Source organism: Pseudomonas sp. C8002 (assembly GCF_013385765.1).
GTDB lineage: Bacteria > Pseudomonadota > Gammaproteobacteria > Pseudomonadales > Pseudomonadaceae > Aquipseudomonas.
The window spans coordinates 340,805-367,296 of record NZ_JACAPJ010000005.1 but is presented as its reverse complement, the minus strand read 5'-3'; the positions used below and the strand labels follow the sequence as shown (position 1 = coordinate 367,296).

General features: G+C 50.3%; 29 protein-coding genes and 1 riboswitch. Of the genes, 17 read left to right on the top strand and 12 right to left on the bottom strand.

All coding sequences use genetic code 11. From position 1 onward, the window contains the following. Nucleotides 1-112: 112 nt before the first annotated feature. The 5 genes from HX814_RS08290 to HX814_RS08270 all read left to right on the top strand — a co-directional run bounded on the left by HX814_RS08290 (nt 113) and on the right by HX814_RS08270 (nt 7,019). Nucleotides 113-2,440 carry a hypothetical protein gene (locus HX814_RS08290; RefSeq protein ID WP_177015407.1) on the top strand — a complete coding sequence of 776 codons (2,328 nt, stop codon included), beginning with the start codon at nt 113-115 and terminating at the stop codon, nt 2,438-2,440. Beyond that, on the top strand, nt 2,433-4,502 hold the full coding sequence (locus HX814_RS08285; protein WP_177015406.1) for a hypothetical protein: 2,070 nt from the start codon (nt 2,433-2,435) through the stop codon (nt 4,500-4,502). Before HX814_RS08290 ends, HX814_RS08285 begins: the two co-directional genes overlap by 8 nt. Then, nucleotides 4,492-5,025 carry a hypothetical protein gene (locus HX814_RS08280; RefSeq protein ID WP_152980086.1) on the top strand — a complete coding sequence of 178 codons (534 nt, stop codon included), beginning with the start codon at nt 4,492-4,494 and terminating at the stop codon, nt 5,023-5,025. Before HX814_RS08285 ends, HX814_RS08280 begins: the two co-directional genes overlap by 11 nt. Next, nucleotides 5,015-6,388 (top strand): tyrosine-type recombinase/integrase, encoded by a 1,374-nt coding sequence (locus HX814_RS08275; RefSeq protein ID WP_169904816.1) that lies wholly within the window; start codon nt 5,015-5,017, stop codon nt 6,386-6,388. Before HX814_RS08280 ends, HX814_RS08275 begins: the two co-directional genes overlap by 11 nt. 79 nt (nt 6,389-6,467) lie before the next feature. After that, nucleotides 6,468-7,019: a hypothetical protein gene (locus tag HX814_RS08270; RefSeq protein WP_177015405.1), complete on the top strand. Its 552-nt coding sequence runs from the start codon at nt 6,468-6,470 to the stop codon at nt 7,017-7,019. 16 nt (nt 7,020-7,035) lie between these two features. On the opposite strand, the gene HX814_RS31675 is transcribed toward HX814_RS08270, so the two are convergent. After that, a complete protein-coding gene (locus tag HX814_RS31675; protein ID WP_226298243.1) occupies nt 7,036-7,242 on the bottom strand; it encodes a hypothetical protein in 207 nt (68 codons plus the stop codon). A gap of 18 nt (nt 7,243-7,260) precedes the next feature. Beyond that, nucleotides 7,261-7,668: a hypothetical protein gene (locus tag HX814_RS08265; RefSeq protein WP_177015404.1), complete on the bottom strand. Its 408-nt coding sequence runs from the start codon at nt 7,666-7,668 to the stop codon at nt 7,261-7,263. A gap of 548 nt (nt 7,669-8,216) precedes the next feature. Here HX814_RS08265 and HX814_RS08260 point away from each other — a divergent pair. Beyond that, nucleotides 8,217-8,897: a competence protein CoiA gene (locus HX814_RS08260; protein WP_177015403.1), complete on the top strand. Its 681-nt coding sequence runs from the start codon at nt 8,217-8,219 to the stop codon at nt 8,895-8,897. 191 nt (nt 8,898-9,088) lie between these two features. After that, nucleotides 9,089-9,298 carry a hypothetical protein gene (locus tag HX814_RS08255; protein ID WP_177015402.1) on the top strand — a complete coding sequence of 70 codons (210 nt, stop codon included), beginning with the start codon at nt 9,089-9,091 and terminating at the stop codon, nt 9,296-9,298. 168 nt (nt 9,299-9,466) lie between these two features. On the opposite strand, the gene HX814_RS08250 is transcribed toward HX814_RS08255, so the two are convergent. Together HX814_RS08250 and HX814_RS08245 are read right to left on the bottom strand one after the other, a co-directional pair. Beyond that, on the bottom strand, nt 9,467-10,240 hold the full coding sequence (locus HX814_RS08250) for a bifunctional 2-polyprenyl-6-hydroxyphenol methylase/3-demethylubiquinol 3-O-methyltransferase UbiG (RefSeq protein WP_177015401.1): 774 nt from the start codon (nt 10,238-10,240) through the stop codon (nt 9,467-9,469). Next, a complete protein-coding gene (locus HX814_RS08245; RefSeq protein WP_177015400.1) occupies nt 10,237-11,007 on the bottom strand; it encodes a hypothetical protein in 771 nt (256 codons plus the stop codon). The genes HX814_RS08250 and HX814_RS08245 overlap by 4 nt, the downstream gene beginning before the upstream one ends. 338 nt (nt 11,008-11,345) lie before the next feature. On the opposite strand from HX814_RS08245, the gene HX814_RS08240 reads away from it, so the two are divergent. Continuing rightward, on the top strand, nt 11,346-12,164 hold the full coding sequence (locus HX814_RS08240; protein ID WP_177015399.1) for an AbiJ-NTD4 domain-containing protein: 819 nt from the start codon (nt 11,346-11,348) through the stop codon (nt 12,162-12,164). 42 nt (nt 12,165-12,206) lie between these two features. Here HX814_RS08240 and HX814_RS08235 read toward each other — a convergent pair whose 3' ends face one another. The 3 genes from HX814_RS08235 to HX814_RS31670 form a co-directional block, all read right to left on the bottom strand. Continuing rightward, on the bottom strand, nt 12,207-12,590 hold the full coding sequence (locus HX814_RS08235) for a hypothetical protein (protein ID WP_169907392.1): 384 nt from the start codon (nt 12,588-12,590) through the stop codon (nt 12,207-12,209). 90 nt (nt 12,591-12,680) lie between these two features. Continuing rightward, on the bottom strand, nt 12,681-13,127 hold the full coding sequence (locus HX814_RS08230; RefSeq protein ID WP_177015398.1) for a hypothetical protein: 447 nt from the start codon (nt 13,125-13,127) through the stop codon (nt 12,681-12,683). Nucleotides 13,128-13,169: 42 nt separating this feature from the next. After that, nucleotides 13,170-13,535: a hypothetical protein gene (locus HX814_RS31670; protein WP_371318517.1), complete on the bottom strand. Its 366-nt coding sequence runs from the start codon at nt 13,533-13,535 to the stop codon at nt 13,170-13,172. A gap of 253 nt (nt 13,536-13,788) precedes the next feature. On the opposite strand from HX814_RS31670, the gene HX814_RS08225 reads away from it, so the two are divergent. Both HX814_RS08225 and HX814_RS08220 read left to right on the top strand, forming a co-directional pair. Beyond that, nucleotides 13,789-14,280, top strand: coding sequence for a helix-turn-helix domain-containing protein (locus HX814_RS08225; RefSeq protein ID WP_169907394.1), 492 nt, complete (start codon nt 13,789-13,791; stop codon nt 14,278-14,280). A gap of 203 nt (nt 14,281-14,483) precedes the next feature. After that, nucleotides 14,484-15,671, top strand: a complete 1,188-nt coding sequence (locus HX814_RS08220; RefSeq protein WP_177015397.1) for a hypothetical protein — start codon at nt 14,484-14,486, stop codon at nt 15,669-15,671. Between the two features lie 55 nt (nt 15,672-15,726). On the opposite strand, the gene HX814_RS08215 is transcribed toward HX814_RS08220, so the two are convergent. The 3 genes from HX814_RS08215 to HX814_RS08205 form a co-directional block, all read right to left on the bottom strand. Then, a complete protein-coding gene (locus HX814_RS08215) occupies nt 15,727-17,217 on the bottom strand; it encodes a Shedu immune nuclease family protein (protein ID WP_177015396.1) in 1,491 nt (496 codons plus the stop codon). Nucleotides 17,218-17,305: 88 nt separating this feature from the next. Then, nucleotides 17,306-18,292: a hypothetical protein gene (locus tag HX814_RS08210; protein ID WP_177015395.1), complete on the bottom strand. Its 987-nt coding sequence runs from the start codon at nt 18,290-18,292 to the stop codon at nt 17,306-17,308. A 49-nt stretch (nt 18,293-18,341) separates the two neighbouring features. Then, nucleotides 18,342-18,809 carry a 3'-5' exoribonuclease gene (locus HX814_RS08205; RefSeq protein ID WP_177015394.1) on the bottom strand — a complete coding sequence of 156 codons (468 nt, stop codon included), beginning with the start codon at nt 18,807-18,809 and terminating at the stop codon, nt 18,342-18,344. Nucleotides 18,810-19,274: 465 nt separating this feature from the next. On the opposite strand from HX814_RS08205, the gene HX814_RS08200 reads away from it, so the two are divergent. The 7 genes from HX814_RS08200 (at nt 19,275) to HX814_RS08170 (ending at nt 24,919) form a co-directional block, all read left to right on the top strand. Beyond that, nucleotides 19,275-19,610, top strand: coding sequence for a hypothetical protein (locus tag HX814_RS08200; RefSeq protein ID WP_055135308.1), 336 nt, complete (start codon nt 19,275-19,277; stop codon nt 19,608-19,610). Between the two features lie 135 nt (nt 19,611-19,745). Continuing rightward, nucleotides 19,746-19,807: riboswitch (Fluoride riboswitch) on the top strand. Nucleotides 19,808-19,945: 138 nt separating this feature from the next. After that, complete coding sequence (gene crcB / locus HX814_RS08195) at nt 19,946-20,329, top strand: fluoride efflux transporter CrcB (RefSeq protein ID WP_055135309.1); 384 nt, start codon at nt 19,946-19,948, stop codon at nt 20,327-20,329. A 10-nt stretch (nt 20,330-20,339) separates the two neighbouring features. Continuing rightward, nucleotides 20,340-20,693, top strand: a complete 354-nt coding sequence (locus tag HX814_RS08190) for a DUF190 domain-containing protein (protein WP_008438039.1) — start codon at nt 20,340-20,342, stop codon at nt 20,691-20,693. A 2-nt stretch (nt 20,694-20,695) separates the two neighbouring features. Further along, the gene (gene ppa / locus HX814_RS08185) at nt 20,696-21,226 is read left to right on the top strand and encodes an inorganic diphosphatase (protein WP_055135310.1); all 531 of its coding nucleotides are present in this window, start codon (nt 20,696-20,698) and stop codon (nt 21,224-21,226) included. 310 nt (nt 21,227-21,536) lie between these two features. Next, the gene (gene nhaA / locus HX814_RS08180; protein WP_055135311.1) at nt 21,537-22,739 is read left to right on the top strand and encodes a Na+/H+ antiporter NhaA; all 1,203 of its coding nucleotides are present in this window, start codon (nt 21,537-21,539) and stop codon (nt 22,737-22,739) included. A gap of 241 nt (nt 22,740-22,980) precedes the next feature. Next, nucleotides 22,981-24,150 carry a chromate efflux transporter gene (gene chrA, locus HX814_RS08175; protein WP_159936671.1) on the top strand — a complete coding sequence of 390 codons (1,170 nt, stop codon included), beginning with the start codon at nt 22,981-22,983 and terminating at the stop codon, nt 24,148-24,150. A 223-nt stretch (nt 24,151-24,373) separates the two neighbouring features. Then, on the top strand, nt 24,374-24,919 hold the full coding sequence (locus HX814_RS08170; RefSeq protein WP_055135313.1) for an arsinothricin resistance N-acetyltransferase ArsN1 family B: 546 nt from the start codon (nt 24,374-24,376) through the stop codon (nt 24,917-24,919). A 33-nt stretch (nt 24,920-24,952) separates the two neighbouring features. On the opposite strand, the gene HX814_RS08165 is transcribed toward HX814_RS08170, so the two are convergent. Together HX814_RS08165 and arsC are read right to left on the bottom strand one after the other, a co-directional pair. After that, entirely contained in the window at nt 24,953-26,026 is a 1,074-nt protein-coding gene (locus HX814_RS08165; protein ID WP_177015393.1) for an ArsO family NAD(P)H-dependent flavin-containing monooxygenase, read from the bottom strand. A 37-nt stretch (nt 26,027-26,063) separates the two neighbouring features. Beyond that, nucleotides 26,064-26,486 (bottom strand): arsenate reductase (glutaredoxin), encoded by a 423-nt coding sequence (arsC, locus tag HX814_RS08160; RefSeq protein ID WP_007247287.1) that lies wholly within the window; start codon nt 26,484-26,486, stop codon nt 26,064-26,066. Between the last annotated feature and the right edge of the window lie 6 nt (nt 26,487-26,492).

The following is a 26,492-nucleotide window of genomic DNA, read 5'->3' as shown; positions in this document are numbered from 1 at the left end:
CGCTCCAAGCAACAACCAAGAGCATACGCATTACCGCTCTGAGCTCGAAGGAGCGTGTTGAGAAACTAAACCTCGCCTGCTAAGGTTCGGCGAAATCCAAACGGTTTATGCTATGACCATTATCAAAAGCCTTATCGCTGTGTCTGAACACCCACAAGAGAACTTAGACATTGATGCGGCCACACAGTTATTAGCAGCAAATCAGGCGTTGAAAAAAACGCAAGCAAGCAGGTCGGCGAGAATAATGTGCGTCATAGAGTGTATCCTTCAAGTTACCGGGATACATTTGACAGCAACTCAAATACGCACGCAGTTTCTCACTAATGTTTTCCAAAAATGCATTGGACTTATTCTGAGCGGAAAAATACTAGACGGCACTAAGGCGCGAAATGAAGATTACGCCCGACATTTAGGCAATCTCCACGACAAAGTTTGCAGCTTGAACGAATACACGCCAACTATTTCGCTGGGCACAATTATGGGGAAGAAAAATTCAGACTTAAGAGAGGCTTGCACAGCACTTTCAGAAAGTTTGCAACTAAACCCGGGCAAAGTTTGGTTGTGGCAAGGATGGACAGTATCTAATGACAGCCACAGCATGCACTTGAAACTACTTCCCATCTACCTAAAATACGGCAGGTATTATACTGAGAGGCTGTATGAGGCATGCTCGCAATATTTTTCGGAGAGGACGACTTCCACCATTCCATGCTTGGATTCGCTTATTTGCTTTCTTGGTAGCGAACATTGCATATATACCCAAGCAGAATTATTAGATACCCGAACGTTTTCAAAATTGGTCGAGCAGCTTGCCAATTTCCATATTCAATACAACCTAGGAAAAAAAGAATCAGGGGCTAGGCCTTGCTCTCAACATGTTCTAATCAATGACTGGAATGCGCATTTTAGAACTTTCATGGTAGGGTATCTGATACCACACAAAGTTATTGCTGCACCACATTCTGGAAGGATAACAACCGACGACATCCCTCTTATTCCGGGCGACATCAGCAAGCAAGCAAAACGACTGGCAGCTAACGTCAAGAAAATTGAGGGAGGAATTATTTGTAAGTGCAAGACAATTACACCCATTCCTATGCACGTTACCAACGACGAAGCGATTGAAGCTATATTTCGACAGATGCGTCAGGATCTATCCATTTCTGTGAAATGGGCGGAACATTTCATCCAGTCAATTGAGGCGCGGTTGGATGAGCTTCTCCGAATCACGAAGTTTGGATCTGCCCCGCTCCCCAAGACGTCACGGTCAGACTTATCAGATGCATCGCTAATTCGTGAACGGATAAATACGACACGCATATATATGACAGATGGTTTTTATCCTAGCCATCGTCACTTTACCAAACTCGAACCTAGATCTTCTAAACTTCTCAGCCGAGAATTGTCGGAGTGGCTCTGCATACCAAAGCAGCATATGCTCACGCCATTCACGATATATCTCGCAGCGAAGCACGAGGAGATCACCAACTCCTTTTTGGACAAATGCACGGTTCCTAAGTACACGTTTATTGCAGATGGTCAAATTCAAGTAGAAGAAGATTTCCTCATTGGCGCCAAGCCCCGCGCAAAAAAGCCAGAACAAAAGGTTGTACTTAATTCCGAGACAGCTTGGGCCGTGCGGGTGTTAATACGACTCACGCATCCAGTTCGTACATATCTCAAACAAACGCAGGTGAGCCCTAAACTCCATCGCCGACTTTTCATTATGACAGGTAAAGGATTCGGCCATCCTACAGGCGTTAGAACGACAGATATGACTGGCACTAGCCGAACCAAATTTCTCAACGCAGAATCCATGGTTGTAATGTTGGGTCTCACCAAAGCGGATGCGAAATATCTTTCTGACAATCTCAGTGTTAACTCAGCCCGAGACACCAGCATAGTGCTGAAAGTGATAGATCATATGGATCTATCAATCGCGTCGACCGATCTAGACCACGCTTTCTTCGACCTGCGACTTCTGGAGCGTTACGTGCCCAACCTGGTGTTGTTGTGGCTTATGCGCCAGGAAATAATACAGTGGAATACAAGGGTGCTCATCCAAGCGTTAGATGGCCATCCGTCTACAGCTAATTTAGCAGGTTTTGCTACACGCTCGGAGCTTGATCACTACCTCCGCGAAGCCTTGCATTTGCCATACCCTAAACGACCGACGAAGGATATCGGCCCAACTGGCGGCATCGAAGTTATCATCGGCATAGACGCTTGTATAATTGCGATTCTCACGAGCATCGAACAAGCAATAGAGCTAGAACCGACACGCGCAAACCCAGAAGGCATATATTGGGCCGCCTTTTCTGGAGCTATACGTCGATGGATTTATTCATCTGAAAACCCCGATCCATATCTTCAAGAAGTATACGCAGAAGGTTTAAAAGATCGTGATATGGCATTGGTGAAGGATGCTGTATATGCGTAATGTTGTTCCAAGGACAATCGTGCTTGCTCCTTTACCAGAACATTTACGCGTCAAGACAAATGTACATGTTGACGGATTTGTTTCTCCTTGGTTTTCTTGTGAGCATGAAGGCGTCTTGTATTTCAAATTTGGAAAAAAGATTTTCGATATTGATTTGAACATCCCTGTTGGCAACGGCACACTTCTAACTGAAAAATCCAACCATGAGTTGCTTGAGCTAGTTAAACAATGGATACATGAACAACACTTCCCGCGCTCCATTCGAATAAGAAAAATGAAGTTGACCAATGCGAAAAAACGGCTTTGGAGCGTACTTCGGTTGATTGACAAGCTATTTTTGAACGCAAAAACTCTTCGTTTATATGAATACGGGTTCGGACTCGTAACTCCGGGGACTATCAATAGCTACATGAATGAGTTCCTCAAATGTAATAGCTCACACGAGTCTATTTACTCTTGGTCTCAAACCCTGAGCGTATTTATGCTCGATAAAATCAAGGAAGAACAACTCTATGACTTTGAAAATTTCGTCCAAAAAAATCCGATATTTCTAGAGCCCATTCCAGGCGCACAAATGCGTTACTTTCCATTAGATGACCAAGAGATTTTTCGTGCCCGGGTGTGGCTCTACCATAACAATTTTTATCAAATCAAAGAAGGAGAGAGTTGGCCAGGGCACATCAAGACCGCAGCCTTAGTGAAAGAGCTTTATCCACACTGCATTATGGCCGGCCACATGCGCCCACTTCCTTATGAGTTGGAAATACAATCGGTATACGGACATCGTCGTGAGCTGCCGTATATACCTGTTCGTCAGGATAACTCTAGCGCGACTGCATTAAGATATAATGAAGTCCGGAGAGGTTTTATGTCTCAGCGGTTTCTTTCTGAGAGCAAGCTCAAGATCCCCAACCTAAGTTTAGACACCCTCGCAAATAACGACCATACAACACTTCTTGCCCAAGTAGGAAGTTATGTCACTCTACCACACACGATGACCATTGATCTATTACGGAAAAGCATCTTATTTTATGAAGCGCATTCCGACTCCATATTAAATTACTTTTCCATGTTGATTTCAGGTGCTGCTACGGAGGGTCTCACTCCCAATGCATATTTCTTAAAAGAAACAGCCGCCAATATCAATGCGCCAATTTCTTTTACAGCCTGGGACTTATGCGCTTCAGCAAAAAAAACTTTCACCCCTGGCGCCGCAGCGCAATCATTAGAGCGTATGCGTAATCTCGAAGGCGCTTTGCAGACATACTATTTATTGTTAGGCTGCATTCAGTATGCAGTAGGGTTTTTTACCGCTCGCCGGCAGTCCGAGCTATTAAACATCAAGTTTAAGAATTTAAATGGTCAAGATAATTGCATTACGACTCTAGTAATGAAAACAGGCATTGGTGAAGCCAGGCTCACTCATGACATCCCTGTCATACCCCTAGTTACACGCATGCTTTCCAGGCTAGAGCGTTTTCATCAAGAATGCGGTTTATCTCCTGAACAAATTAAGAACTCCAATTGCTTTGGAAGATTCTCTTTAAAGCGTAAACCGGGAATCAACAAGCCAGATCCCAAAAAATACAATTGCCACCTGGATATTCTTTGTGATTATTTTCAGACTGACACCTACAATGAAAGACGTTACTACGTAAGGCAACATCAATTGAGAAGAGCGTTTGCAGTAAGTTTCTTTTACTTGAATACGCGCGGCAACCTTTCCGTGCTTAGCTACTACTTTGGACACATGGATTTCAAACAAATTTATCGGTATCTGACGACGGTAGTAGGTAATAAAGAAATGATTGACATCAAATCTGCGTATCTAGCCGAAGAAACTATTACCCAAGGCGCAGCCGTCCAAGACCTCTTGAATAAACTCGGCGTGTTCCCCCCCACTACTGTACTCAAGGTCATCGAGCGACAGCGCCTGGAGAGCTACTATAAATCGCTGATACGAAATGAAAAAATAAAAATTGATACCACTTTTCTCTCAATTGAAGATCGCGATGAGATGCTGATATCAATAACCGTAAGTGAGAGCCAGCATGGCAAATGATAGAAATCTCGATAGAAATATTGCTTCGGCTAGAAATCTGTTAAGGCTACTAATAGACATCCAGGCTGCTCCTTCTGAATACAACTCAGACAATCGACTTCTTGAAACATTGAATACTCAAATTAACTTGGGAAAGCTCAATATACCCGAACGCTCAATTTATTTAAGCTCAATGAGCACTCTAAAGCGGGTTTCAGACAAGCATCTGGAAGGAGGCTTTGCTGAGCTCGACAAGCAGAGAAAGCGTGCGTATGCCGATTTGAGACGATCTCTTCAATCCAGTAATGTTGGAAAAAACAGCAAAGAAGGCCGCAGAATAGACAACCGGGATCGAAAACTTGAGGTATTGATCCTGCGGCAAAATCTTTTTGTAAGGGACGCCGTGATTTTTAGACTCGCTCATCTTCTAGCAACCTGTGCAAAGCAACTTGAGTCATCTACAGGCACTGATTACTTCATGAAAGCAAGAGCCCAAGAACTATATAGACTCGGGTTTAAGGGGTCGAATATTGATGAAAGATAATCCACTCTCCCTCGGCTTGTTGGTTAGAGCTGGGGATGACTTCGGAGTCCCGATTGCAGCCGAAGCAGGATGTAATCCGGTGTTCAGAAAATGTGGTGGCCTAGCCTTGATTTCATGGCCGGACTATTCTGCGTGCTTCGAAGCTAACTGCTGGATTGACGAGTTAAGAGCTGAGGGTCTGGATCCCGTGACCAGTGTTCAGTATGGTTACCAGATTACGTGGGTTCTAAGATATGCGCATGACAACCTCCTGTCATTGCATAATTTCAACGAATATCATTTCGTTAAATTTATGAAAGAACTCAAACAAGAAAGTCGAGCGGCGAGCGACCGTTCACGTTCACCTAAACAGAATGGAGTTATAGGTAGAAAAACCTTAGACTTCCTCGAATTCATAGGGAAACTTTATAATATATTGGACTTAGTAGCCCCGCAGGGGAGGATCCAAGCAGTAAAGAAAATAGTCCAAATACAAACCCCATCCGGCAGACGATTTGTTGAGACATGGTTCCACAGTGAGGTACCTATTGTTAAAAGCACGGTATCTAGCAAGAACAAACTGCTTAGTAGTAACCAGGTTAAAACTATCAAGCATGCGATACGAACGAGCAATTCCGGGGAATATATACGCAGCCGTCAACGAACGGTGTTTTTGGTTCTTGAAGAGACAGGCGCAAGGCGTGAAGAGGCGGCCCCAATTCTAGTGAGTGCCGTTTGGGAAGCAAAAAATATGTTATCTCCGAGTATTCTGCTCAGAACTTCAAAGAGAGGAGGAATATCTACGCGCCTTGTTGAAATAAGCCCTGCTCTTCTCACATTACTAGAGGATTATATAAAATTTGACCTTATGCCTTTTCTAGATTCGAAGAACATGAAGGTCATCGGTAGCACCCCCCTTTTTGCCAGCGCCAAAACTGGAAAAGCAATCCAGCCAAACACCATTACCGCTGAGTTTTCACGATTTAAAAAACTTACTGGCCTTGAGGGAGCTGTCAGCCCGCACATGCTCCGCCATGGATCGGTTACTCAGGACAGGATTGACTACTTCGAAGAGCATCCTAACGAAAAAGCCATAGCTCGCATAATTGGGCTGAAAGGTGTGCCTGAATTTGCACTCCGTTCGATGGAAAAACATGGTCATTCTTCCATCCATTCACAAGTGCCCTATAACCATTTTGAAAAACTCATTAATCTCAAGACGAGCATAGGTGGACTAGATTCTAGGGCGACGTCCGCACTCCGCGCAAATCTGGAAACCATACGCGACATCGCGAATAAGGGGAGCGCAATAAAAAATGACGCTATGAGACTTAAAAAGCTGCTTGATGAAACTTTAGCAATTCTGACGCCGAGCGATGATTAATCGACCTGGGATTTAGGAGATATTCGCGCCAGTTCCCTTACCCAAGTTATCTAGTTTCAGCGTTCAGCTGGAGGTATTTGTGAGTTTTCTCAGAAAACTATTGTTGTTGCTTTTTCGAGACAAAAGAACCGCACGGGAAAAAGCGCAAGAGCAGGACTTTATCTTAGCAGTGAATAGTCTCAAGACTCTTAAGATGACCGACCGGGGCGGCATGTCTATCGATCCCGAAGAGCTTCGAGAGCAGATCATTTCCTCCCGTGAGCAGCTTAAACATCTTGTCCACAAACCAGTAGCGCCTAACACGTCTTTCAAAATGGCGGAGGACGTCCAGGTAGAACAGGAAACGAGTCCCGCCGTTGAGGATGCAATGAGTGCCATGGACTGTATCGAGGTGGTGGCGTGGCGTCGGTTTCAGACCGGCGCTGTTGTGCGCTATGTGTGCCTCCAGTCTACGCGTACCGGTTGTTACGCTGTGGCGACGGCTAGTCTCTTCTCCGGTGGTCAGGAGAGCCTCCCAGGTTGGGTTGACGGCAGTACCAACAGGCAAATTGCGAATGCCCTACAATTCGGTGAGTTCCAGTGGTACGCGATTGTGGGCGAGGCTATGGATGCATGGGACGCAGAGCTCTGATGGCTTCACCGAGATTTCACTGACACCAAGGCCCCCAAGTTGGCGGGTTATACGCGATATCGATGGACGTACTGAGCTCGTACTGCATGTGTTCGAAGACTCTGTCGAGACGTGGATGAGCTTTCGACTCTCGCAGGGCGTTCACTAGCTCCAATAGCTCCCGCCCTTGAGCCACCGGCATTTGGATATCGCAATACACGGTGTCATCGCCGTCTCGTTCCACGTCTCTTCTCCGTCTGCATCAATCCAGCTTGGGCTTACTGCAGGCAGCTCTGTGTGCCTCAAGGTGTTGCATCTCTCTTTCCCAGCAAGCCAGAAATTTATCCCAGTTCGTGGCGTAGGGCCCGTCAGGAACTCTGGTTGATCCGATGCTCGCTTGCAGAAAACGTTCTCGCCAGGGCTGCGGGATAGTCTGCTCCAAGATGATGTCGATGCCGGAGGGGTGATGCTGCACCGGGACACAATCCCGAACCTGGTTGAGCTCAAGCGCCTTGTCAGAATGAGGGGAGTCTTTTCTCTCTAGAAGTTCAAGGTCAGCAAGGATGGATAAGGCATCGAACGCCTTCGAATCGCCTGGAGATATGTTCGCAAGCATCCACAAAGCCTTTCGTCTCTTGGCTTCCAGCTCGCGGAGTTCATCGTCGGGCATGTGAGTTACCTCTTGTTGGCGTTGATGGCATGCCGCCTGCGGCGTCAGGCTGCCGTGAATCGAGCCCCGACAAGGCGTGTCTCGCCCCTGCGGGCTCGCATCCCTCACGCCTGCGCGCTCCGCTTGCTTGGTGTCTGAGGCTCTGGGAAGCATAGATCGCAACGCATCCTACCCTCATGATTCGGAGCTCGGCATCGCTATTCGAAGCGTTCTGTTATCGTTCTAAAAGTAATCTAGTCGCTCTTATTCATCAGCCTTCTGGGAAGCCGGGAATGGACACAACTCGACGCGTACCAGGCAGAGCCTACCAAACGGTTCGCGATCCTGAGCGTCTGCTCATTGAAGAGCGCGCCGAAGCTCTATCTGCTGCAGGCAACCCGCTGCCAGATGATGATCCGGCTAAGTACGCTGAGCGAAGGCTGAAAGAAGCCAGAGCGGCACGACGACTTTCGTGTTCAGATATTTGTCTTTCGTCCTGTGGGTCACAAGGTACTGACAACCAGGAAGTTAAGAGCTACCGCCCCTCATTTTGATCATCAAGGAAGAAAATGAAATACTCATTGCTTGAAGGCGCTCGTGTAGAGGCCACTCCAAAAGCACGTGGTGTTTGCAGTTTTTGTGGTTCCCAGACCGTCGCTAAATGCGGGAACCATGTCGTCTGGCATTGGGCTCATAAACGTCTGGACAATTGCGATCCGTGGTGGGAAACGGAAACGGCATGGCATCGCGATTGGAAGAATATGTTCCCAACCGAGTGGCAGGAAGTTGTGTTGCAAGCGTCCTCAGGGGAGCGACATATAGCAGATGTCCGAACGCCTTCAGGGATGGTCATTGAGTTTCAGAGATCGACGATACATCCTGAAGAGGTCATCGCGAGGCAAAACTACTATCAAAATATGATCTGGGTGATCGATGGCACGCGAACTGAGTTCGACAGGTACAACTTCAGAATGGGTTTGTCAAAAGTGTCGGAGAATGGACTGGCTTCATTTAGCTGGCATTCCCGCAGCAAGCTTTTTGCTCGCTGGTGGGTTTCCAAACCCGTGTTCATCGACTTCGGCCCCGAATTTGGTATATGGCGCGTCTTAAGATTCGATCCGACTCAAAAACGTGGAGTGGTGGCTTACACACCCAAGGAAAAGCTGGTCGAATGGATCACCAACGGCACCACCGATTTTAGCTTCAACGGAGGCCCGGCCTCTGATACATCCGGTACGACGGATCAATAAAAACCGACCAAGTGTCTAGCCGGCATCTCTGTCCTTCGGGCTCCTTGCTGTTCTAGCTCGCAGATCAAACACCTTGAGACTACTTAGGGGCGGGACGCTCATAAGGTGCTCTCAGGGTATGCCTATACCCGCAAGACACTTGCTGATTCATCACTGAGCTATGCTGGGTCGTAAAAAAGGAGTCCATGTAAATGCCCAGTGAATACTCACTGTCAGACGTTCTGGAAAGGATGTACCAGAATCAGCTCGCTCTCGAAGCTGCGCTCATGGAGCTGACGCTCCAGGTGGAAGCCCAGGGGCATGCGGAAGTAGGCGACAACGTCCGTGGTGCGCTTTACACAATTGGGGAGAACGCTGGCCACATAAAGCAGGGGCTGGCCCGTCTCAGAAAGCTTCCATGAGGCAGCCACTGGTCGATTTTGATCTCAAGCGAGTCAGGTGATCAGGACGTCACGGGTACGCCCAATGGCCTCTTTTGGGCCAGCTGGGGTCACCTACGATCTATGAAGCAGCCAAACCAAGTGAATACTTGTTCTACTTAAATGCCGAACTACCCAAATATGATCGGGTTATTTAGGTGAGCTCTTGATCCATTTAAATGCCAAGAATCGTGGAAATTCCCATTTCTTTGGGTATAAAGACTGAACCTTGTTATTAGGGATCGGTTCGGACATGCTAGCCAATTGAAATCCATATTTGGCGAACGTCACTATATATCGCTCAATTGGCCGATGGATGTGCGTGGTTTTAAACTCGGAATCAGATAAAGATATCTTGAAGGGAGCCTTAATCATCAGCTCTTTGCTATAAGAAAACCACGACTCTTTTTCATACCCCCAATATCTTGGCCAAAAGCACGGATGAGGAATGGTAGCTACAAATTCATCGCCTTTTTGTGCCACCCTTGAGAGGGTTTGAGCAAATTTGTCGAGCTGCGGATCTGCCGATAACATCATGGCTGCTAGAAAAACATTTTTCTCGGTTCGTGACTTTAGATGAGTTTCGCAGTCTTCAAAGTCAGAGTTGATGAATTCAATGTTTGAAAAAAATGACAGTATAGATTTCGCAATGTTAATGCTCTGCAACGATGGTTCGACACACACGACTTTTTTAAACCTTGCGGCTAAGCGGCCCGTAAGCTCACCAGTCCCAGAACCGATGTCGACCAAGGTTGCCTCATCATCCTGACCAACAAGTGACTCAACCAATGGAGCCATGACATGAGTAAATGTGATATCTAATCCGTTGAAGATTTGCTGATGCCGTTCTGAGGCAAGGCAGTCCCACTCATTGGCCAATTCTTGGGAGGATATGCTGTCAACGTACGAAAACCGTGAGCTCATAATTGGTTTTCACCTTTTTTTTGAGAAATATTTTTAGCTATTTGCACAAGCTCGTAGGCCAGTTGAAATGAGGGGTGTGCGCCAGAGCTGAACTCCTCAACTACCTGCTTATCTGCTTGCGCTCTTCCAATGGCAACTTTACTGCCGTCCCTACCATAGAATGCGATAGTAAAGCGGGCGCTTGGGTCACTGAGTAACTCCCGGCCATACACATAAATCTGAGCCCCTTTCGTTTCCAGCTCTCTCGAAAAATCAGTATGGTTTGGGAGACAAATTATCAGCTCACCGTTTTCCGCTTTTTCACGCAGCAAGTTCTGTGACTTATCACCTTTTGCCCAACTCATGTCACGAGTCCAAATTGCTACTCGTCCTCCATAGGCTATCCAATGAAGCATGTAGTTGCGAATAGAATCAGGGTCGGATTGTTTAAATACTCTTTTTCCTTCTGCTACATATATCTCATAAGACACTAAAAACATGTACAGAAAAACCAAAACCACCCCGACTATCGATATGACCGACGCTGAGGCCGGGGTTAATTTTTCCACATCCACAAGGGGGTAGACAGTTGCAAGTAACGCAACCATGCTCAGAAAAATAAGAACCAACTTAACAGTTAACGCTAGTACGTTGCGGGAGTGTTTCGGGCGAGGCCATTGCGCTTTTTTTCTAAACATCCTTGTCACCTCAAAGCAAATCCGCTGGAGAAAATTCTTCGTACGTAGCCATTTTGGGCAGTGCGCTGATTTTACAGCATTGATTTTCATAACATCCTGCCCTGTGTTGGTCGCAGCGAGTTTACCGCTTTTTTCTGCACCTGCGATGCTGCGTAGTGCGTCACTGGGGATGAGAGCGGAGGCCTATTCTTCAAGGTAAGAAGCTGGTCGCCCCTAAAAGGGATCAGATTTTCTGATTCTGCATAAAATGCATGACCAAACCAGAAATTAAGAAATCGAATCAGGCAATCCGACCGACGCTCAGCGCTAGAATGACGCCATCACGCAGGCTCGCTGGTTTCTCAGATGCTACGGCCATCTAGGCAATAGACATGCAAACTGAAAAACCTTAGCTTGCTGAAACAAGGGATCAATGGAGCGAAAACGGGATGAATGACTCTTTTTCCAAGCGCAACGGATTTCATCGCACCCAAGAGCGTGAAATCACCATCAGGGAGGATGCGCCTGAGGAGCTGCGTGGGTATTTGGTTCAACTGGCCTACGAGTGCGGATTCAAGCCCTCAGGTCTGCGGGCTATTCTTTGTAAAGCCCTAAAAAAACAGCCTGATTCGAACAACTGGAGCGAATTTCCCAACGTTGACTGGGAGGTGAACAATCTTCTCCAGGAATGTAAGTGGTACAAAGTTTATGACGTGATCGAGCGCATCCAAGCCGATTTGGGTCAGTACAACTACAACCCTGATACTTACGAACATTTTCACACTGAGTTAAATGACTATTTCGTAGAAAATGGCATTGGTTGGAAGCTTGTAGATGGCCTTGTCGAAATTCGCGGCCCGGAATCATTTGAAGTCATCGTAAAGAATGCTCGGGAGACCGAGCGCGCATTCGGCCACGTGACAGCTGGGAAGGAGTTGCACGAAGCAATTGGAGATCTCTCCCGTCGCCCCTCTCCTGATCCAACAGGTGCCATCCAACATGCTATGGCATCATTAGAGTGTGTTGCCCGAGAAATCACTGGTGATGTCAAAGCGAATCTGGGTGACATTCTCAAACGACACAACACCATCATTCCTCCCCCACTGGATCAGGCTGTAGCAAAAGCTTGGGGCTACGCATCTGAAAATGGTCGGCACATACGCGAAGGGCGAGAACCTTCATTCAATGAGGCTGAGTTGATAGTTGGCCTATGTGCCTCTCTCGGTAATTACCTTATTAAAAGTACGCAGGCGGACGAGCCAAATTGAGCACAGGATGGTGATTTCCATCCCTGCTAATGGGCGCGACCATCACTGCAACAATGGTGGAGTGAAATGGTGCTGCCCCTGTGAAATACGTAGAAAATCTCGCAGGCTCGCACGCCCATTACCGTGCTGAAACGTCGCGATCACGTAGCGTGAGTTCTCTGTGGTAAGTACCCAAAATCGACCCTCGCGCTCCGCCTTAATCACGTCAGAAGTCCGGATCAGATGACCATCACCAAACCGCCCATATTGGTCTTTACGGTTGTGACCAAACACGACGCCTAATCCGGCACGAGCCTTTATGGATACTCTGCAGAGATAGGCTGTTATCGGTTTGTCGAAGCCTTGCGCTTGTGCTTTTAGGATTCGTTCGAGATCGAAATCCGTATGTCGTTTTCCATGAAAATTCACATCCAGAGTGTTCAACATAATTGCGCTCCTTTCGCAGCCCGTATGGCGTTACTAGGAAATCCACACGGAAACATCTGCGCTGATATCGTGTGGGATTCTTGGTAAATCTCAGGCTGTACGAATCATGTTCGCGTGATAGATCGGACGAAGGTTGCTCAGTGCATCAGTGTTGAAGCCAGGTTGGTGAGAACTGTGATACTTGGAGCCGTTCTCCACATCTAGAAGGCACACAACACACTCGTTTTGGTCTTCGCCAAGCGTCACCTTGGTCAGTGCTTCCATGCGCCATCCTGCGGAGCCATTCATATATGCCGGCGTGACCACCTGAACGTCGGTGATGATCGTCTCCTCGTCTTGTGCAATCAGCACCTGCTGTAGTCGAGGTTCACTGTCGATCATTAGAACCACTTCTGTGGTTTGGCCCTTGTGCTGAGCCTGGACGGTGACGTGATACCAGTGATTTCGAAGAACTTTGGATACCTGATGCCATTGGTACTGGCCTTCACCAAACATCCCCGGCATGCCAAGCATATCGGCGTCGTGTGTTCTAAACATTGTATTTCCTGAGCCTCAAAGGGCTCCGTTACGAAGCGCATGTTAGAAGAAGGAAAATACTTCCTTCAGGCTGGCAGGCTGTTCATGGCCAGGGCCGATCAAGACATAGACAGTGTTCCTCGTTTCGAACACGACCCCGTCGTGGAAACCGGTGCACATGCTTGAACGAACCCAATCCCCCCTCTCGAAACGACCTTGGCTATCCTCGACCACGTTGTGAGCAAAAACGATCATTGGGAGCTGGCCCACTGCATGCAGTTTGGCGAGTTCGTCGGGAGTTACTTCGATTCGAAATATTGTCCAGTCTCTGACTAGGCAGTAGGGCTTTCTAGGAAATTGTTCGACTGATAAAGCTCGTGCCTCGGAAGTACCTAACAAGCCCTCAAGGGGCGTTCTCGGCCCTTTCATAAAGTCGGGCTCTTGGACGCTAGCCATAGGATTTACCTCAATTAATAACCCGGAAATTGACAATTCAACCCCGCTTGTTGGCGCTCGCCCCTCGCAAAGAGTCTCTCCGCACGGCAGCTGCGTTGGCTTGGAGGCGTCAATCGAATCGCGGGAAGCCAGCCTGAAAGCGCTGATCGCACCATAATACGGATGATAGTCCGTGTTATGGTTCTCCGCAATATGGCCTTATCCTCGATTTACTTGGGGAAATGTAATGGAGGCCGCAGAAGCCCTGGCTGTAGTAGTACGAGCATTGCGAAGAAGAAAGGGTTTTACGCAGGAAAACCTGATCACGATTGACCGTTCCTACTGGGGCCGGATAGAGCGTGGAGAGGTGAACATCACGATTGATGTGCTCATTCGTCTTGCAGCGCTGCTGGAGGTGGAGCCGGCCTCGCTGATTCTCATGGCGACGTGTCTACAGTCCGATGAGCCGTTTAGGGAGGGGCTAAAGCGTCTGAATAAGCAGCTAAATAGGATTTCGAAGGACAGGATTGATCAGGAGATGGAGTCATTAGCACAAGCAGGAAAGCTGCCGCCTGGTCGACCTGTCCGATCCGATGCGGCGCAAAAGGCGGCGGAGGCTAATCGCCTGAATAGTGAGGGCGTTCCGGTCGCTGAGATCGCGGAAGCGCTGGGACTGTCGAAGACCACTGTTCGCAGATATCTTAAAACAACCACATCCGAGCAAACTGATTCCGAATGATTTTTCAACGACAAGCTCCCGGCTAGAAATGTCACAGGAAGGACTGCTTTGGAGAATTGCATAGGAACACCTTGGCCCAACGGATCTTCATCAGGTTATAGGCGCGACATGGGCGGATGTCCGGTTGACCGTTAGTAAAACAGTATCTATTCCGTTCATGCTGAGCCTTTAGCGGATAGACGATTCGACAAAGGAGGTCGGTAATGCGAGAAAGCGGCGAATTGGAAAAGGGGCGGCTTGAGCTGTTACGTAATGATCTGGCCAAAAGATTAGTAGGATTTTCTAGCGACGCTCCTACCATTGATATCTACGAACTGAGCAGCTCGCGATTGCATCGTGAGGATTTTCCAGTGCCGGAAATGCTCTTGCTTATGCTGCGAAATTTTCTGGGTTGGAAATGGTATGGGCCTCGCGAGAAGGTTCGCTGGACAGTCTATGGCACATTCAGTGGAGAGCCAATCGCCATTGAGCTCGGCAAATTCGGCCTTAACTTGCTCAGCTCGCTAGCCCTGAATAAGAGTAGAAAGCGTATCGAGGGGCAGCTCAAAAGCGCTGTAAACATTGTCGAGAAATTCCTCAAACCGGTGCTCGAACGGCAGGTTTCTTCAGGCAATGTGACTATCGGCAATCACCTCAATGAATTCGTGTCACGTTATGAGTTTTTCCGAGGCCAAGCAGAAAAAGCGTTTCGACGTGCCAAGCGTAAAGCTAAGGAAAAGCTCAAGGAAGGGCACGAATTTCCTCAAGGCTTCATTTCTACGCTTATGAATAGCTACAACCGGAGCATAAAGGCGCAGCAGGAAGGCTTTTATCACTCGGTTGCCATGGTTGATGCATATTTCAGCGCCTTAGAGCATAGATTGAATTTGCTCCGTGCCTTTACCGGCGTTCCTTTGCCTGAGGATGGTTTCAAAGCCTTCATGTCTAAGACTTGGAATGAGAAGCTCGACGAGCTTTTAGGAGCAAATCCATCGCCTAAAGCACGGAAAACGCTTCAGGGAATGCGAGATATCAAGGAACGTATTCGTAATCCATTCGCCCACGGTGGTTACGAAAATGATAAAGGGGCGTTGCATGTGCATATACCGAGCATCGGAACCGTTCCTGGGAATATGACAAAATTTGGCAAAAGTGCCCGGTTCTCTTTGATCCCTATAGGGGCCAATGATCACGAGTTAAATTGCGCCATCTTCGATGATGTAGACAAGTTGCTATCCATGGGGCATCTCGCCGGCGCCTACCGGCTGATGGAGGCTGGCATTGACCCTTCGTTCGACGAAGAATCGTTGCAGTCTTACAAGGAGGCAACCTCGGGCGGGGAGGAAGCGTTGGAGAGGTTTATCGACCACTGGAGTCATCTGTGGGAGCTTCACACCAACATGGACTACTAGCGCCTGGAGGGACAGACACTCGTTACTATCAGACTCCCAATGGCTGCGTCGGTCTCTAAAAGGGCAGGTCTTCATCTCGTATCCCTTCAGGCTCCTCTGGAGTTTGTGGTGTCAGCGCTTGATAGATACTTTCAAGGCGAATCTGTAACTCATCAAAGGTGACCACAAGCACATCCTTGAGCCCATTTCGATATTGCTCAAAAGCTTCCTGCTTATCCTCTTCTTCCGGAGTGCGGCCAATTATGATGATGGCCGCAACTGCATGTGCGTGAACACGCTCTTTGAAGCCACGCGCTAGGCTATCTATCTCGCGCTGTACGTTGCTTCGCTGACTGACGATCTGGGCGACCGATCCACTCAGTTCGAAGGACGGGATATAGGTTTGCCGGTACTGTCTCCCCAATAGATCATGCTGGGGATGTTTGATCTCGATCAACGCAAGGTTGCCGGTAGCCTTGGCTGCCATTAGGAAGTCGGAATACTGCCCACCCCGACCACTAAAATTCTTACCGCCTACGTAGGGTTGGTCGGCAACTTTCTTAACGGGGTATCCAAAGGCCATGTCGAGAATAAATGGGTTTCCGCTGAGGAAGCTCTGCCATTTCGGCTCCGCAACGTTGCTTTCCATCATTTTTTTATAGACGTCAATGAGCTGGCCAAGGGTGACCAGTTCAATCTCCGCCTTCAGGTTGTAGAGAGTGTGTGGTGCGGATTTCGCCAGGGTAGGGACGCTCTGTTGCGCCAGCTTGACTGCCTGCTGCTGATCATTAGATGAAAGAGTAGGCGTCGCCGACCCCAATGAAACTAAGCTAGCAAGCAGATCCGGAGGTAGCTTTCGTGCCTTGGCTGGGTACAGCTCCGGCGCTGCCTGATACAGCAAGCTGGTGTAACAGACGAGTTTTTTGTCCGCTGCAGTCTCTCGCTGATGTCGCTGCGTCAATCGATCCAAGCTCTTCTTCAGACGGTCAAGAAGATCAACTCCAATGTAGAACTCGTTGCCCTTAACCTTTGCAGCGTTGCTACCAGTACCGCCGTGCAGGATGAGCGTGTCCACTCCCTCCAACGGACTCAGCGCGTTTACTAGGTATCGGTATTCGTAATGAAAACCTAGGCCGTATCGCCAATCCTTTGATAACCCAGCTGGTATACCGCTAAGCAGCTCATCGACTTCGTACTCATCGGTCGGATGTGTATAAGGTTGGTAAACGGGTCTGGTAATGATGATCGAAGTGATGGCTTCGTACTTGGGCTGAGCGTATTCAGGATGTTCAGACCGAGCATTGATGGGATAAAGAGTCAGATACTCCGGAGCCACCTCCAAAATCAGATGCCAACCAGGCGCATCATCTAACAGAGCGACATCGCTGTAGTAGACACGAGACGTCCCATAGATCTCGTCGCTAATCGACTCATACTCCTCTCCTAATTCGACGGCCTTAAGCTCCTCCTCGGTCAGCACCACTGCGTCACTAAGATCAATACGAAGGAAAGGCCCTCCGTCGGTGCGCTGCTGCATGGCGTATTGAGAGGGGCGCATAGAAGGCATTGGCGATCATCCTTGGTCGTAGGGCATCTTTATAGATCGATTTGGAACTAGGGATGTAATTCCACGATAGGCGACTAGCCATACCCATCTAAAAGGGGATTGGGTCGTCGAATAGTACAGATGCTTTTCTCGGCACTTGCGGAACGATCAAGGGCGACACCACGAAGAGATTGACGATGTCCTCTCTATCCATGAAGAGGATCTGACTCCGCTTGGATTGATCGAGCTTGCCACCGATCCAGTTTCTAGCAGCCTTGGTGATTTCTCCACCCGCGACGATGAAAGCGTGATCGACCAAGACGCGTTTGCTGAGCTCTGAATCAAAGATTTCGTGGCCCAACATCATCAGCACCTGGTTATGGATCTCGGCGACGTTGGCTTGTCCTCCCTTCGTCACTCCGGAGGAATCTAGTTTTCCCTTCTTCACTTGGATGCCAAAGTAGATGACGTGCTGGGTGGGAAGCGTGAACTTCATCCAGATGTCTTTCCCATACTCCAAGGCTTTGTCTTTGTGCCCTGCAGATGTGATCCGAGCGAATCCTAACTGCCTGAACAGAGGAAGCAGGACATGCTCAATCAGATCGTCCTCTGAGCACTGATCAAGGTACAAGATCAGCTGATTTTTCTTCTCAATTTCTGCGGCAGAAAGAGGACGGTGGGGGCTCGCGGATTCATTTCCTATTGCGCCGGTGCGGCAGTGACGCAGATAGCACTGGTCGTCATCTGCAAAGAATGCCTCAAAGCCCTCGCGCTTGATCGCTCCGTTTATTGCCATGAGCGCGTTCAAGCGGGGCGGCTTCTCGTTGAAGGCATCTTCATTATCCATGAGAAGGCGAATCACACGGAGCATTGCATCTGGTGGCATCAACGGATTTGAGCTTGGAAAATCCAGGATTTTTTGAAGGACATCCGCAACCCAGAATCGGCGCGTTGAGCCGTCATGGACGAAATCTGTGTCGGCGTCCCTGAAGAACCGAGTCAAGTTGGGGCCGGTGAGGTAGCGGAAATAGCCTTCTGTGTTGTCCCCGCAGATTAGCTCCGCGACTTGCTCTGTCGTGCGCGCTTTCCATTTCATGCTTCGCCCCACTCTTCAGCCCAATCCAAATGGTTGATCCGTGCTCTGATCAGGATAACCCGTTCCCTCGGTACATTGGCGCAAACATGCCGGCAATAATCCTGGCGTCGAGCAAGGCGTGGTGAGGCAGTTCCTTACCCTCGCTAGTCGGAGTAAGTGTCGTTGCGTCAGTAGGAAAGTTACGAACGATTCTGGGCCATCGCCCGCCGTCATAGACTAGATCGCAAAAAAGCTCCCAGTCGTACTGGGGAGCATCAGTGACGATCTCGACCTCCTTTTTGAACGACGTCAGAAACCTGAGCAGCGACATCCTGGCTTCAACAATGGGCAATGCGTAGCTCCCACCCCACAGCTGCGGAAGCACGATTTCCTTAACGAAATCACTGCAGTCTTCTTCTTGCCAAGCATCGAGCAATTCCACGTAGAATTCGCGCCCATCCTCAGCCACCAATGCGAGTGATATCAGCTTCGCAGCCGCCGAGAGCTGGGAAAACTCGCAATCAAGAAAGAGCCTCACTTGTTAGAACTCCGTAATGACTAGGGCTCGCCTGGATATGGCGCAGGAAGGTCAGCTATGGGAAATGGCCCTCGAGCATCTTGGCTCAGACGGACTCCTCCAAGCGGTCATAGAAATGTGGAGCCGCGCCGCCCCTCCACCCAGACCATTGGTTGAACACCTGTCCAACAATGAGGTGAGTCAGGACGTCTTGAGCATACTGAAAATTGCCCAGCAGCGGGTAGGTGCCATCGTGCCAGGTCGAACGCCTGATGCAGGCACAGTCACGCTGTACGCTCGTCACGCTAGCAACTTAGTTGATGGGCTCATTACACTGCTGCCAAAGGCGCAGCTTTCGCGAGCCTTGCGAGGCTCTTGTATTGAAATCGAATTGGGGATTTGACGTCTCCGCAGGCTCCCCGAACACCGGTCAGCAACAATCCTATTAGAACTTGCCCAGCGAAATGCGTCCCTTTGAGATGTTCTATGAGCTCTGATTTAACTGAAGAAGAAATGCGTCATGCCCTTTTCGGCACACCTCAGCCAGAGGAGCAAGTTTCTACGTCGCTAGTGCCGGAGCCCGTGGAAGAAGTTGTGCTCGCCAAACCGCTGGTCGCTCCAGCAGCGAAGAAGAAAGTGGCAAAAGCATTTACGCCTAGGCTGAAGGTCACGCTTCGGGTTGGAAACGAATTCGAGGGGAAGATGCATGAGTTTATCCACGAGGCCGACACGTTGAGCTCGTTGCTTGCTGAGCAGGAGGCTGTGAAGGCTGCTAGGAAAAAGTACAAGTATGTGGAAGTGGTATCGGTTAAATCGATGTAGACGCGCCAACTAATCTGGTTGGGCGAAGGGTCGACCCCTGCCTGGATCATTGATCAACCATCTTGCCTGGCCGAAGGGGCCTTCAGATCGCTCGCGTGTAACTGCTCTTGATGCCATTGGCGCTGATGCTATAGGATCAGAACAGGAGATGGCATTCCTCCTTTAACCGCCTTCGTGCTGATGATGCCTACGTGAACCCTGGACAGGGTGCGTAGGTGTGCCTCCCTGTCCTCCAATTTAGGACAGGATATGATCTTACCCTTCGAGTCTCGATTTCTTCTCTGCACCTGCCCTCCGCCTGTTATTCCATTCAGGTCTGATGAGGTGGGCTCGCCATGCTGAAGTCATTAATCGTCATCGCTGTTGGCGCTTCACTTGGAGCTTGGTTGCGTTGGCTCTTGGGGATGAAGCTGAATGCTCTGTTCCCAACGATTCCTCCAGGTACTGTGGTCGCGAACATGGTTGGGGGTTACATCATCGGCTTGGCCATCGCCTTCTTGGCCGCATCTCCGACCCTAAGCCCAGAGTGGCGTCTCCTGATCATCACGGGCTTCTGTGGTGGGCTTACCACCTTTTCCACATTTTCAGCCGAAACGGTTGCCTTGATTCAGGAAGGCAGACTGCTCTGGGCGCTCGGCTCAATTTCGTTGCACGTCGTAGGTTCGTTAGCGATGACTGCTGCCGGGCTTCTGTCCTACCAAATGATTGGTACTCGCTGAGGAGATCGAAATGAAAGGCTTTATGGTCGTTTTCTTTACTCAACAAAACCGTCGCTATCAGGGAAAGATGCTAGGCGAATGGATCGTCGACGTGGCTAAAGAAATGGGTTTGCGAGGCGCCACGCTCTGCACTGGAATCGAAGGGTTTGGGCACACCGGAAAACTGCATTCATCGCACTTTTTTGAGCTGGCGGATCAACCCACGGAGATTCGCTTGGCAATCACGGAAGATGAGGCAGAACGGTTGTTCACACGACTGGACTCCGAGGAGATATCGGTGTTTTTCACTAAGACGCCAATCGAGATGGGCACCCTTGGAAAAACGCCTTCCAGCGCAGCCCCCTCCACAACTTCGGAGCTATGAACATGAGCTACGCGGACATCCCAGCTGGCAAAGCCATCCCCGATGACTTTTTCACCGTTATCGAGATTCCTGCAAACCACACTCCGATCAAGTACGAAGTGGACAAGCCAAGTGGGCAGATCTTCGTTGACCGCTTCCTCAGCACACCGATGTTCTATCCGGCCAACTACGGGTTTATCCCGAACACGCTGAGCGACGATGGTGATCCGCTGGACGTCCTGGTGGTTTGCCCTTATCCCGTCTCACCTGGCGTTGTCATCCGCAGTCGCCCGGTGGGTGTGATGTACATGACGGACGAAGCTGGTGCGGATGCCAAGGTGATCGCAGTGCCTCATGAAAAACTCAGCTCAATGTACAGCGATGTAAAGGAGTGCTCAGACCTCCCTGCGTTACTCCTCGCACAGATCCAGCATTTTTTCGAAAACTACAAGGCACTGGAGCCGGGTAAGTGGGTGAAGATGGGGCGTTGGGGGAGCGCGGATGAAGCGCGGGAAGAAATTCGCAAGTCGGTAGCAGCGTATATCCCCAAATAGGCTTACTCCAGATTGAAATGCCACAGTCGGAGGATCGCGCTGAGGTGCGGGCATTTATGGTGGGTTTCAGTTGCTTCAATCATCAAATATCCGGGGAACCACACGCCTGTAAGGAATGATCAATGTTCGCTCGCCTATTGAGGATATGCGCTTGGAGCGTGCTCCTGAGTTTCGTGAGCGAGCCTCTGCCGGGGAACAGGCTGGAGGCTGATTAGGGCTTGGTGTAAATCGTTACAGGCTATGTGCCCTGCCGCGTTGGTAAACCTCGGATGTTAAAATAATCGCTTTGGATCAAAGCGTAAGGACACTGATGACTCACAGCAGAACTCCCGCAGAAACCCCTAGAGCAGCCGCGATCCTGGCTCGCTTCCTATCGTCGGAATCCGCTGGCGGTCTCGTACTGATGGGCGCAGCACTCGCGGCCTTAATTGTGGCTAACTCGCCTCTCTCGCAAGGTTATTTTGCCGCCTTGCACAGTGTCTGGCTGGGCATGTCTGTGGAGCATTGGGTCAATGATGGCCTGATGGCTATCTTCTTCCTGATGGTCGGCCTTGAGATCAAAAGGGAGGTTCTGGCAGGCGGGCTATCCACTTGGGGCCAGCGTGCCTTGCCGGGATTTGGTGCTATAGGCGGCATGGTGGTGCCTGCGCTGATCTACATCGCAATCAACTGGGGGAATTCTGAGACCTTGAAGGGGTGGGCTATCCCTGCCGCTACCGACATCGCGTTCGCCCTGGGCGTCTTGTCGCTCCTAGGTAAGCGAGTCCCTACGTCGCTGAAGGTCTTCCTCGCCGCCTTGGCGATCATTGACGACCTGGGTGCTGTAGTCATCATCGCCTTTTTCTACACCACCGGTCTTTCCATGCCGATGTTGCTGGCATCGCTCGTAACCCTGGTCATTCTGATCGCAATGAATCGATTGGGCGTCAGACGATTATTCCCTTATTTGCTGGTCGGCGGTGTGCTGTGGTTCTTCGTGCTGCAGTCGGGAGTGCATGCCACCCTTGCGGGTGTCGCTGTAGCTCTGTGCGTCCCAATGGGCAAGCCTGAAGAGGAAGCCCGGTCTCCACTGCTATTCCTGGAGGAAAAGCTGCACATGTGGGTTGCGTTCGCTGTGGTGCCGATTTTCGGCTTCGCCAATGCGGGCGTTTCACTGGCAGGTATTTCCATGGAGAACCTAGTCGATCCGGTTCCTCTGGGTGTTGCGCTGGGCTTGTTGGTGGGCAAGCAGATTGGCATCTTCCTATTGGCTGCTCTTGCCATTCGTATGGGCCTGGCCAAACTACCAGAAGGCAGCAATTGGGCACAGCTTTACGGCGTTGCGCTCCTGTGTGGCATCGGCTTCACCATGAGCCTGTTCATTGGCAACTTGGCGTTTGCTGGATCAGCTCACCTGATTGACGAGGTAAAAGTCGGCGTGTTGATCGGTTCGACCTTGGCTGCAATCGGTGGAGTCCTGATTTTGCGTCGCAGCGCTGCGCCTGCCGTTGCCACAGCCACTCTATCGAGGTGATTAGAAAATGAGCTGACAGCAGAATTTCTCTCCATCAGAATTTCTGCTGTAGGAGCACCGTCTAACGAAGTGCCATCATTTTGTCGTTAGGATCACGATACAGTGTGCGACGGCATATCGAAGCCGAGATATGCCGGTGAGGGAGGCCGTCGTATTTGGTGTTCTATAGCAGTCATGTGGGGAGTAACGAATCTTGTCAGCCGAGGGACGTTCAAAGGGTGTTACGACTGAGTCCCCATGGATGGTATTTCTGGTATTCCTGCGCCTAGGTCTCACTTCTTTCGGAGGCCCGATTGCACATCTAGCTTACTTTCGCGAAGAATTCGTTGCCCGACGCCAATGGCTGAGCGAGCGCAGTTATGGGGATTTGATTGCCCTGTGCCAATTCTTGCCGGGGCCCGCCAGTAGCCAGGTTGGCATAGGTATAGGACTTTCTCGTGCCGGATTTCCAGGAGCAGTCGCTGCGTGGGCAGGTTTCACATTGCCTTCGGCAATAATCTTGGTTTTATTCGCTCAGGGTATGTCCGCGTGGGGAGGCGCGTTTCCGAGCGGTCTTTTGCACGGTCTTAAAATTGTCGCGGTGGCTGTCGTTGCTCAAGCCGTCTGGGGAATGGGCCGTAGTCTTTGCACTGATGCCCCTCGAATAACCGTCGCCGTGTTTGCGGCTTATGCTGCAATGCTTTGGCCACATGCTTGGGGGCAGATCGGCGTGATTTTCTTCGGTGCCGTCATAGGACTAATGCTCTTCAAAACCGATCAAAGCCAGACTACTGAGTCTTTGCCGATACCGGTGAGCAGGAAAGTCGGTGTGGTGTCGTTGCTGCTGTTCTTCGGCCTGTTAGCTGGCCTGCCATTGCTGGTTCAGTTGTGGCCCTCACAAGCGTTAGCTGTGGTAAACGCCTTTTTCCGCGCCGGGTCATTAGTTTTCGGAGGTGGGCATGTTGTGCTGCCGTTGCTTCAGTCGGCGACCGTGCCGAACGGATGGGTAGCCAATGACACGTTTCTTGCCGGATATGGCTTAGCACAGGCCGTACCAGGCCCACTTTTTACCTTCGCAGCATTTCTTGGCGCGTCCATGAATGCCCAACCTTCTGGTTGGCTCGGGGCTACCGCGTGCGTCGTTGCAATTTTTGCTCCTTCGTTCTTGCTCGTAATCGGCGTGTTGCCATTTTGGGAGCAACTGCGGAAAAGCTTACGCACCCAAGCCGCACTTTCAGGCGTAAACGCAGCAGTTGTAGGCCTTCTCCTGGCAGCCTTGTATAACCCAGTCTGGACGAGCGCCATATTGATTCCTACAGATTTTGGCTTGGCGCTGATAGCGCTTGTGGCTTTGATGTTCTGGAAGGTTCCTACATGGTTGGTCGTCCTGGCGGGAGGTCTTATCGGATGGTTACTCAGCATTTTATTTTGAGGTCGGCTAAGCGATGCCGTCAGGACGGGTCGCTTAGCGCACGCTTACAGTGTTCTGCGTTGTTGATGCAGCCGATGAATTTGATGAGCCGAAGGTGCAGAACTGAGAACATGCATTGCGACCTGAATTTTAGATTTCACACAGCTCGTTTTTTTCAAATGGGCTAATGGCGAAACTGATCCGGGAAAGGTAATTTTCAAACTTTTATTCAGGGACGACTCACATGCCTGTCAGAATTCGAGCTGCAGTGGTTACAGATGCACAGGCAATCCAGCGCATTTATGCTCCCATAGTTTCGAACACGGCGATCTCATTCGAAGAGACCCCGCCAAGCGGTGAGGAGATTGCTCAGCGGATAGCGACGACACTTCAGACGTATCCCTACCTAGTGGCCGAAGAAGGTGGGGAGATCGAGGGCTACGCCTATGCCAGCCAGCACCGCGCACGTCCAGCCTACCGGTGGGCGGTGGACGTGACGGTGTACGTAGCTGAATCGGCTCGCCGTCAGGGCGTTGGCCGTGAGCTCTATGAGACTTTGCTTCCGATCCTTGAAAAACAGTGCTTTCGTGCAGCTTACGCCGGAATTGCTCAGCCCAATGAAGGCAGTGTGGGTCTGCACGAGTCGCTGGGATTCGTCCACATCGGTACATATCCGGAGGTTGGCTTCAAGCTTGGGAAATGGCACGACGTCGGCTACTGGCGGCTCGGACTGTGCCAGGCAACTCCGCCACTGGAGCCTATTCTCTTCCCCGATCTTGAAGTCGTATAAACAGTAGGCGCACTCGATTTGCTTCGCGAGCCATCAGGCTTCGCTTGTGAGATAGCTTTGGACTTGGTTGACTACATCTCGAGCGGAGCGGGTCACTCCGATCAATGTAGCGGAGGCTAGCCCCGTCCAATCGCCGTAGCCCACCAGCCACAGATTAGGTGAAGCAACACTCCGGTTTTCATTCACGGCGACTTTACCGTCATCGTCAACGATACCCAGGTTGCCCAGGTGGTCGAGCGCTGGAGAAAACCCAGTGCACCAGATGACGACATCCACCGCTGTTTCGTCTCCTGATGACCAAACAACGCCTGTTGAAGTGAAGTGCGTGAATGGCCGTACTGCGCTCAATACACCGCGTTCACGAGCGTCCTTCACCGATGGCACCATTACGATGTCGCCCAGCCCCCCAGCGGGTTGTTCAGGCTCCACACCTTCCTGTTGCGCCTTCAATCGAGCAGTAGCTCGTTCGAACAGGACGCGCCCATCAACCTCATCAGGTAGAAACTTTGGAGCCTTTTGAGTTACCCAGATTGCCTGAGCCACTTTAGAAACCTCGGCGTAAATCTGGGCTCCCGAGTTGCCACCACCCACGACAAGGACGGTTTTCCCCTCAAACTCATTCGGCCCAACGTAATGAGCGGAATGAAGCTGCTGCCGTACGAACAACTCCTGTCCGGCATAGCTAGGGGTAAATGGGCGGCTCCAGGTGCCTGTTGCACTGATAACCGCCTTGGCATCCCAGTTTCTATCCCCGGAGACAACCCGTAATCCTTCTTCGATTTTTTCGACACGGGTCACCCTGGTGGATCGGATGATGGGGAAGTCATATCGACGCTCGTACAGAGTCAGATAGTCGATAACATCATCACGGTGAGGCGTTTCTTCTGATACGGCAGGCATCGGCCAGCCCGCAATCGAGCTCCATGCCGATGGAGAGAAGAGTCGCAGCGAGTCCCAGCCATGCCGCCAGGCTCCTCCTGGTGCCGACTCCGCATCGAGCAGCACGTAAGACAAGCCTGACCGCTTCAAAAAATAGGCGACTGTCAGCGCTGATTGACCACCGCCAATGACCACAACATCAAGTTTCGAATTCTGACTCACCAGCATCCTCCAGGCTCAATCGCGGCACCTCACCGTTGTCGTATCAGACTCTGCGACCGTGCTCATCAATGACGACTTGTCCGTCTTCTTTGACGAAGCTGCCGCGCTGCTCCTGCGGTAGAAGGTCGAGGACTGCCTCTGACGGACGACACAAGCGTGTACCCAAGGGCGTCACGACGATGGGGCGATTGATGAGGATAGGGTGAGCCATCATGGCATCGATGAGCTGTTCGTTAGTCAGCGATGCATCGCCCAATCCCAGCTCTTCGTACGGAGTGCCTTTGATACGCAAAAGAGCCCGCACTCCGATACCCATATCCTCTATGAGTCTGACAAGTGTGGTGCGATCAGGCGGGTTCTTCAGGTACTCGATAACCGTCGGTTCTTCCCCGCTGTTACGGATCAACTCCAAGGTGTTGCGAGAGGTGCCGCATTCGGGGTTGTGGTAGATCGTGATCTGGCTCATATCGCT

Excerpts from the sequence above, each read along its gene's own strand:
- HX814_RS08290 (WP_177015407.1), top strand. The coding sequence starts at position 113 with ATGACCATTATCAAAAGCCTTATCGCTGTGTCTGAACACCCACAAGAG.
- HX814_RS08285 (WP_177015406.1), top strand. The coding sequence starts at position 2,433 with ATGCGTAATGTTGTTCCAAGGACAATCGTGCTTGCTCCTTTACCAGAA.
- HX814_RS08280 (WP_152980086.1), top strand. The coding sequence starts at position 4,492 with ATGGCAAATGATAGAAATCTCGATAGAAATATTGCTTCGGCTAGAAAT.
- HX814_RS08275 (WP_169904816.1), top strand. The coding sequence starts at position 5,015 with ATGAAAGATAATCCACTCTCCCTCGGCTTGTTGGTTAGAGCTGGGGAT.
- HX814_RS08265 (WP_177015404.1), bottom strand. The coding sequence starts at position 7,668 with ATGCCCGACGATGAACTCCGCGAGCTGGAAGCCAAGAGACGAAAGGCT.
- HX814_RS08260 (WP_177015403.1), top strand. The coding sequence starts at position 8,217 with ATGAAATACTCATTGCTTGAAGGCGCTCGTGTAGAGGCCACTCCAAAA.
- HX814_RS08255 (WP_177015402.1), top strand. The coding sequence starts at position 9,089 with ATGCCCAGTGAATACTCACTGTCAGACGTTCTGGAAAGGATGTACCAG.
- HX814_RS08250 (WP_177015401.1), bottom strand. The coding sequence starts at position 10,240 with ATGAGCTCACGGTTTTCGTACGTTGACAGCATATCCTCCCAAGAATTG.
- HX814_RS08245 (WP_177015400.1), bottom strand. The coding sequence starts at position 11,007 with ATGAAAATCAATGCTGTAAAATCAGCGCACTGCCCAAAATGGCTACGT.
- HX814_RS08240 (WP_177015399.1), top strand. The coding sequence starts at position 11,346 with ATGAATGACTCTTTTTCCAAGCGCAACGGATTTCATCGCACCCAAGAG.
- HX814_RS08235 (WP_169907392.1), bottom strand. The coding sequence starts at position 12,590 with ATGTTGAACACTCTGGATGTGAATTTTCATGGAAAACGACATACGGAT.
- HX814_RS08230 (WP_177015398.1), bottom strand. The coding sequence starts at position 13,127 with ATGTTTAGAACACACGACGCCGATATGCTTGGCATGCCGGGGATGTTT.
- HX814_RS31670 (WP_371318517.1), bottom strand. The coding sequence starts at position 13,535 with ATGAAAGGGCCGAGAACGCCCCTTGAGGGCTTGTTAGGTACTTCCGAG.
- HX814_RS08225 (WP_169907394.1), top strand. The coding sequence starts at position 13,789 with ATGGAGGCCGCAGAAGCCCTGGCTGTAGTAGTACGAGCATTGCGAAGA.
- HX814_RS08220 (WP_177015397.1), top strand. The coding sequence starts at position 14,484 with ATGCGAGAAAGCGGCGAATTGGAAAAGGGGCGGCTTGAGCTGTTACGT.
- HX814_RS08215 (WP_177015396.1), bottom strand. The coding sequence starts at position 17,217 with ATGCCTTCTATGCGCCCCTCTCAATACGCCATGCAGCAGCGCACCGAC.
- HX814_RS08210 (WP_177015395.1), bottom strand. The coding sequence starts at position 18,292 with ATGAAATGGAAAGCGCGCACGACAGAGCAAGTCGCGGAGCTAATCTGC.
- HX814_RS08200 (WP_055135308.1), top strand. The coding sequence starts at position 19,275 with ATGAGCTCTGATTTAACTGAAGAAGAAATGCGTCATGCCCTTTTCGGC.
- crcB (WP_055135309.1), top strand. The coding sequence starts at position 19,946 with ATGCTGAAGTCATTAATCGTCATCGCTGTTGGCGCTTCACTTGGAGCT.
- HX814_RS08190 (WP_008438039.1), top strand. The coding sequence starts at position 20,340 with ATGAAAGGCTTTATGGTCGTTTTCTTTACTCAACAAAACCGTCGCTAT.
- ppa (WP_055135310.1), top strand. The coding sequence starts at position 20,696 with ATGAGCTACGCGGACATCCCAGCTGGCAAAGCCATCCCCGATGACTTT.
- nhaA (WP_055135311.1), top strand. The coding sequence starts at position 21,537 with ATGACTCACAGCAGAACTCCCGCAGAAACCCCTAGAGCAGCCGCGATC.
- chrA (WP_159936671.1), top strand. The coding sequence starts at position 22,981 with ATGGTATTTCTGGTATTCCTGCGCCTAGGTCTCACTTCTTTCGGAGGC.
- HX814_RS08170 (WP_055135313.1), top strand. The coding sequence starts at position 24,374 with ATGCCTGTCAGAATTCGAGCTGCAGTGGTTACAGATGCACAGGCAATC.
- HX814_RS08165 (WP_177015393.1), bottom strand. The coding sequence starts at position 26,026 with ATGCTGGTGAGTCAGAATTCGAAACTTGATGTTGTGGTCATTGGCGGT.
- arsC (WP_007247287.1), bottom strand. The coding sequence starts at position 26,486 with ATGAGCCAGATCACGATCTACCACAACCCCGAATGCGGCACCTCTCGC.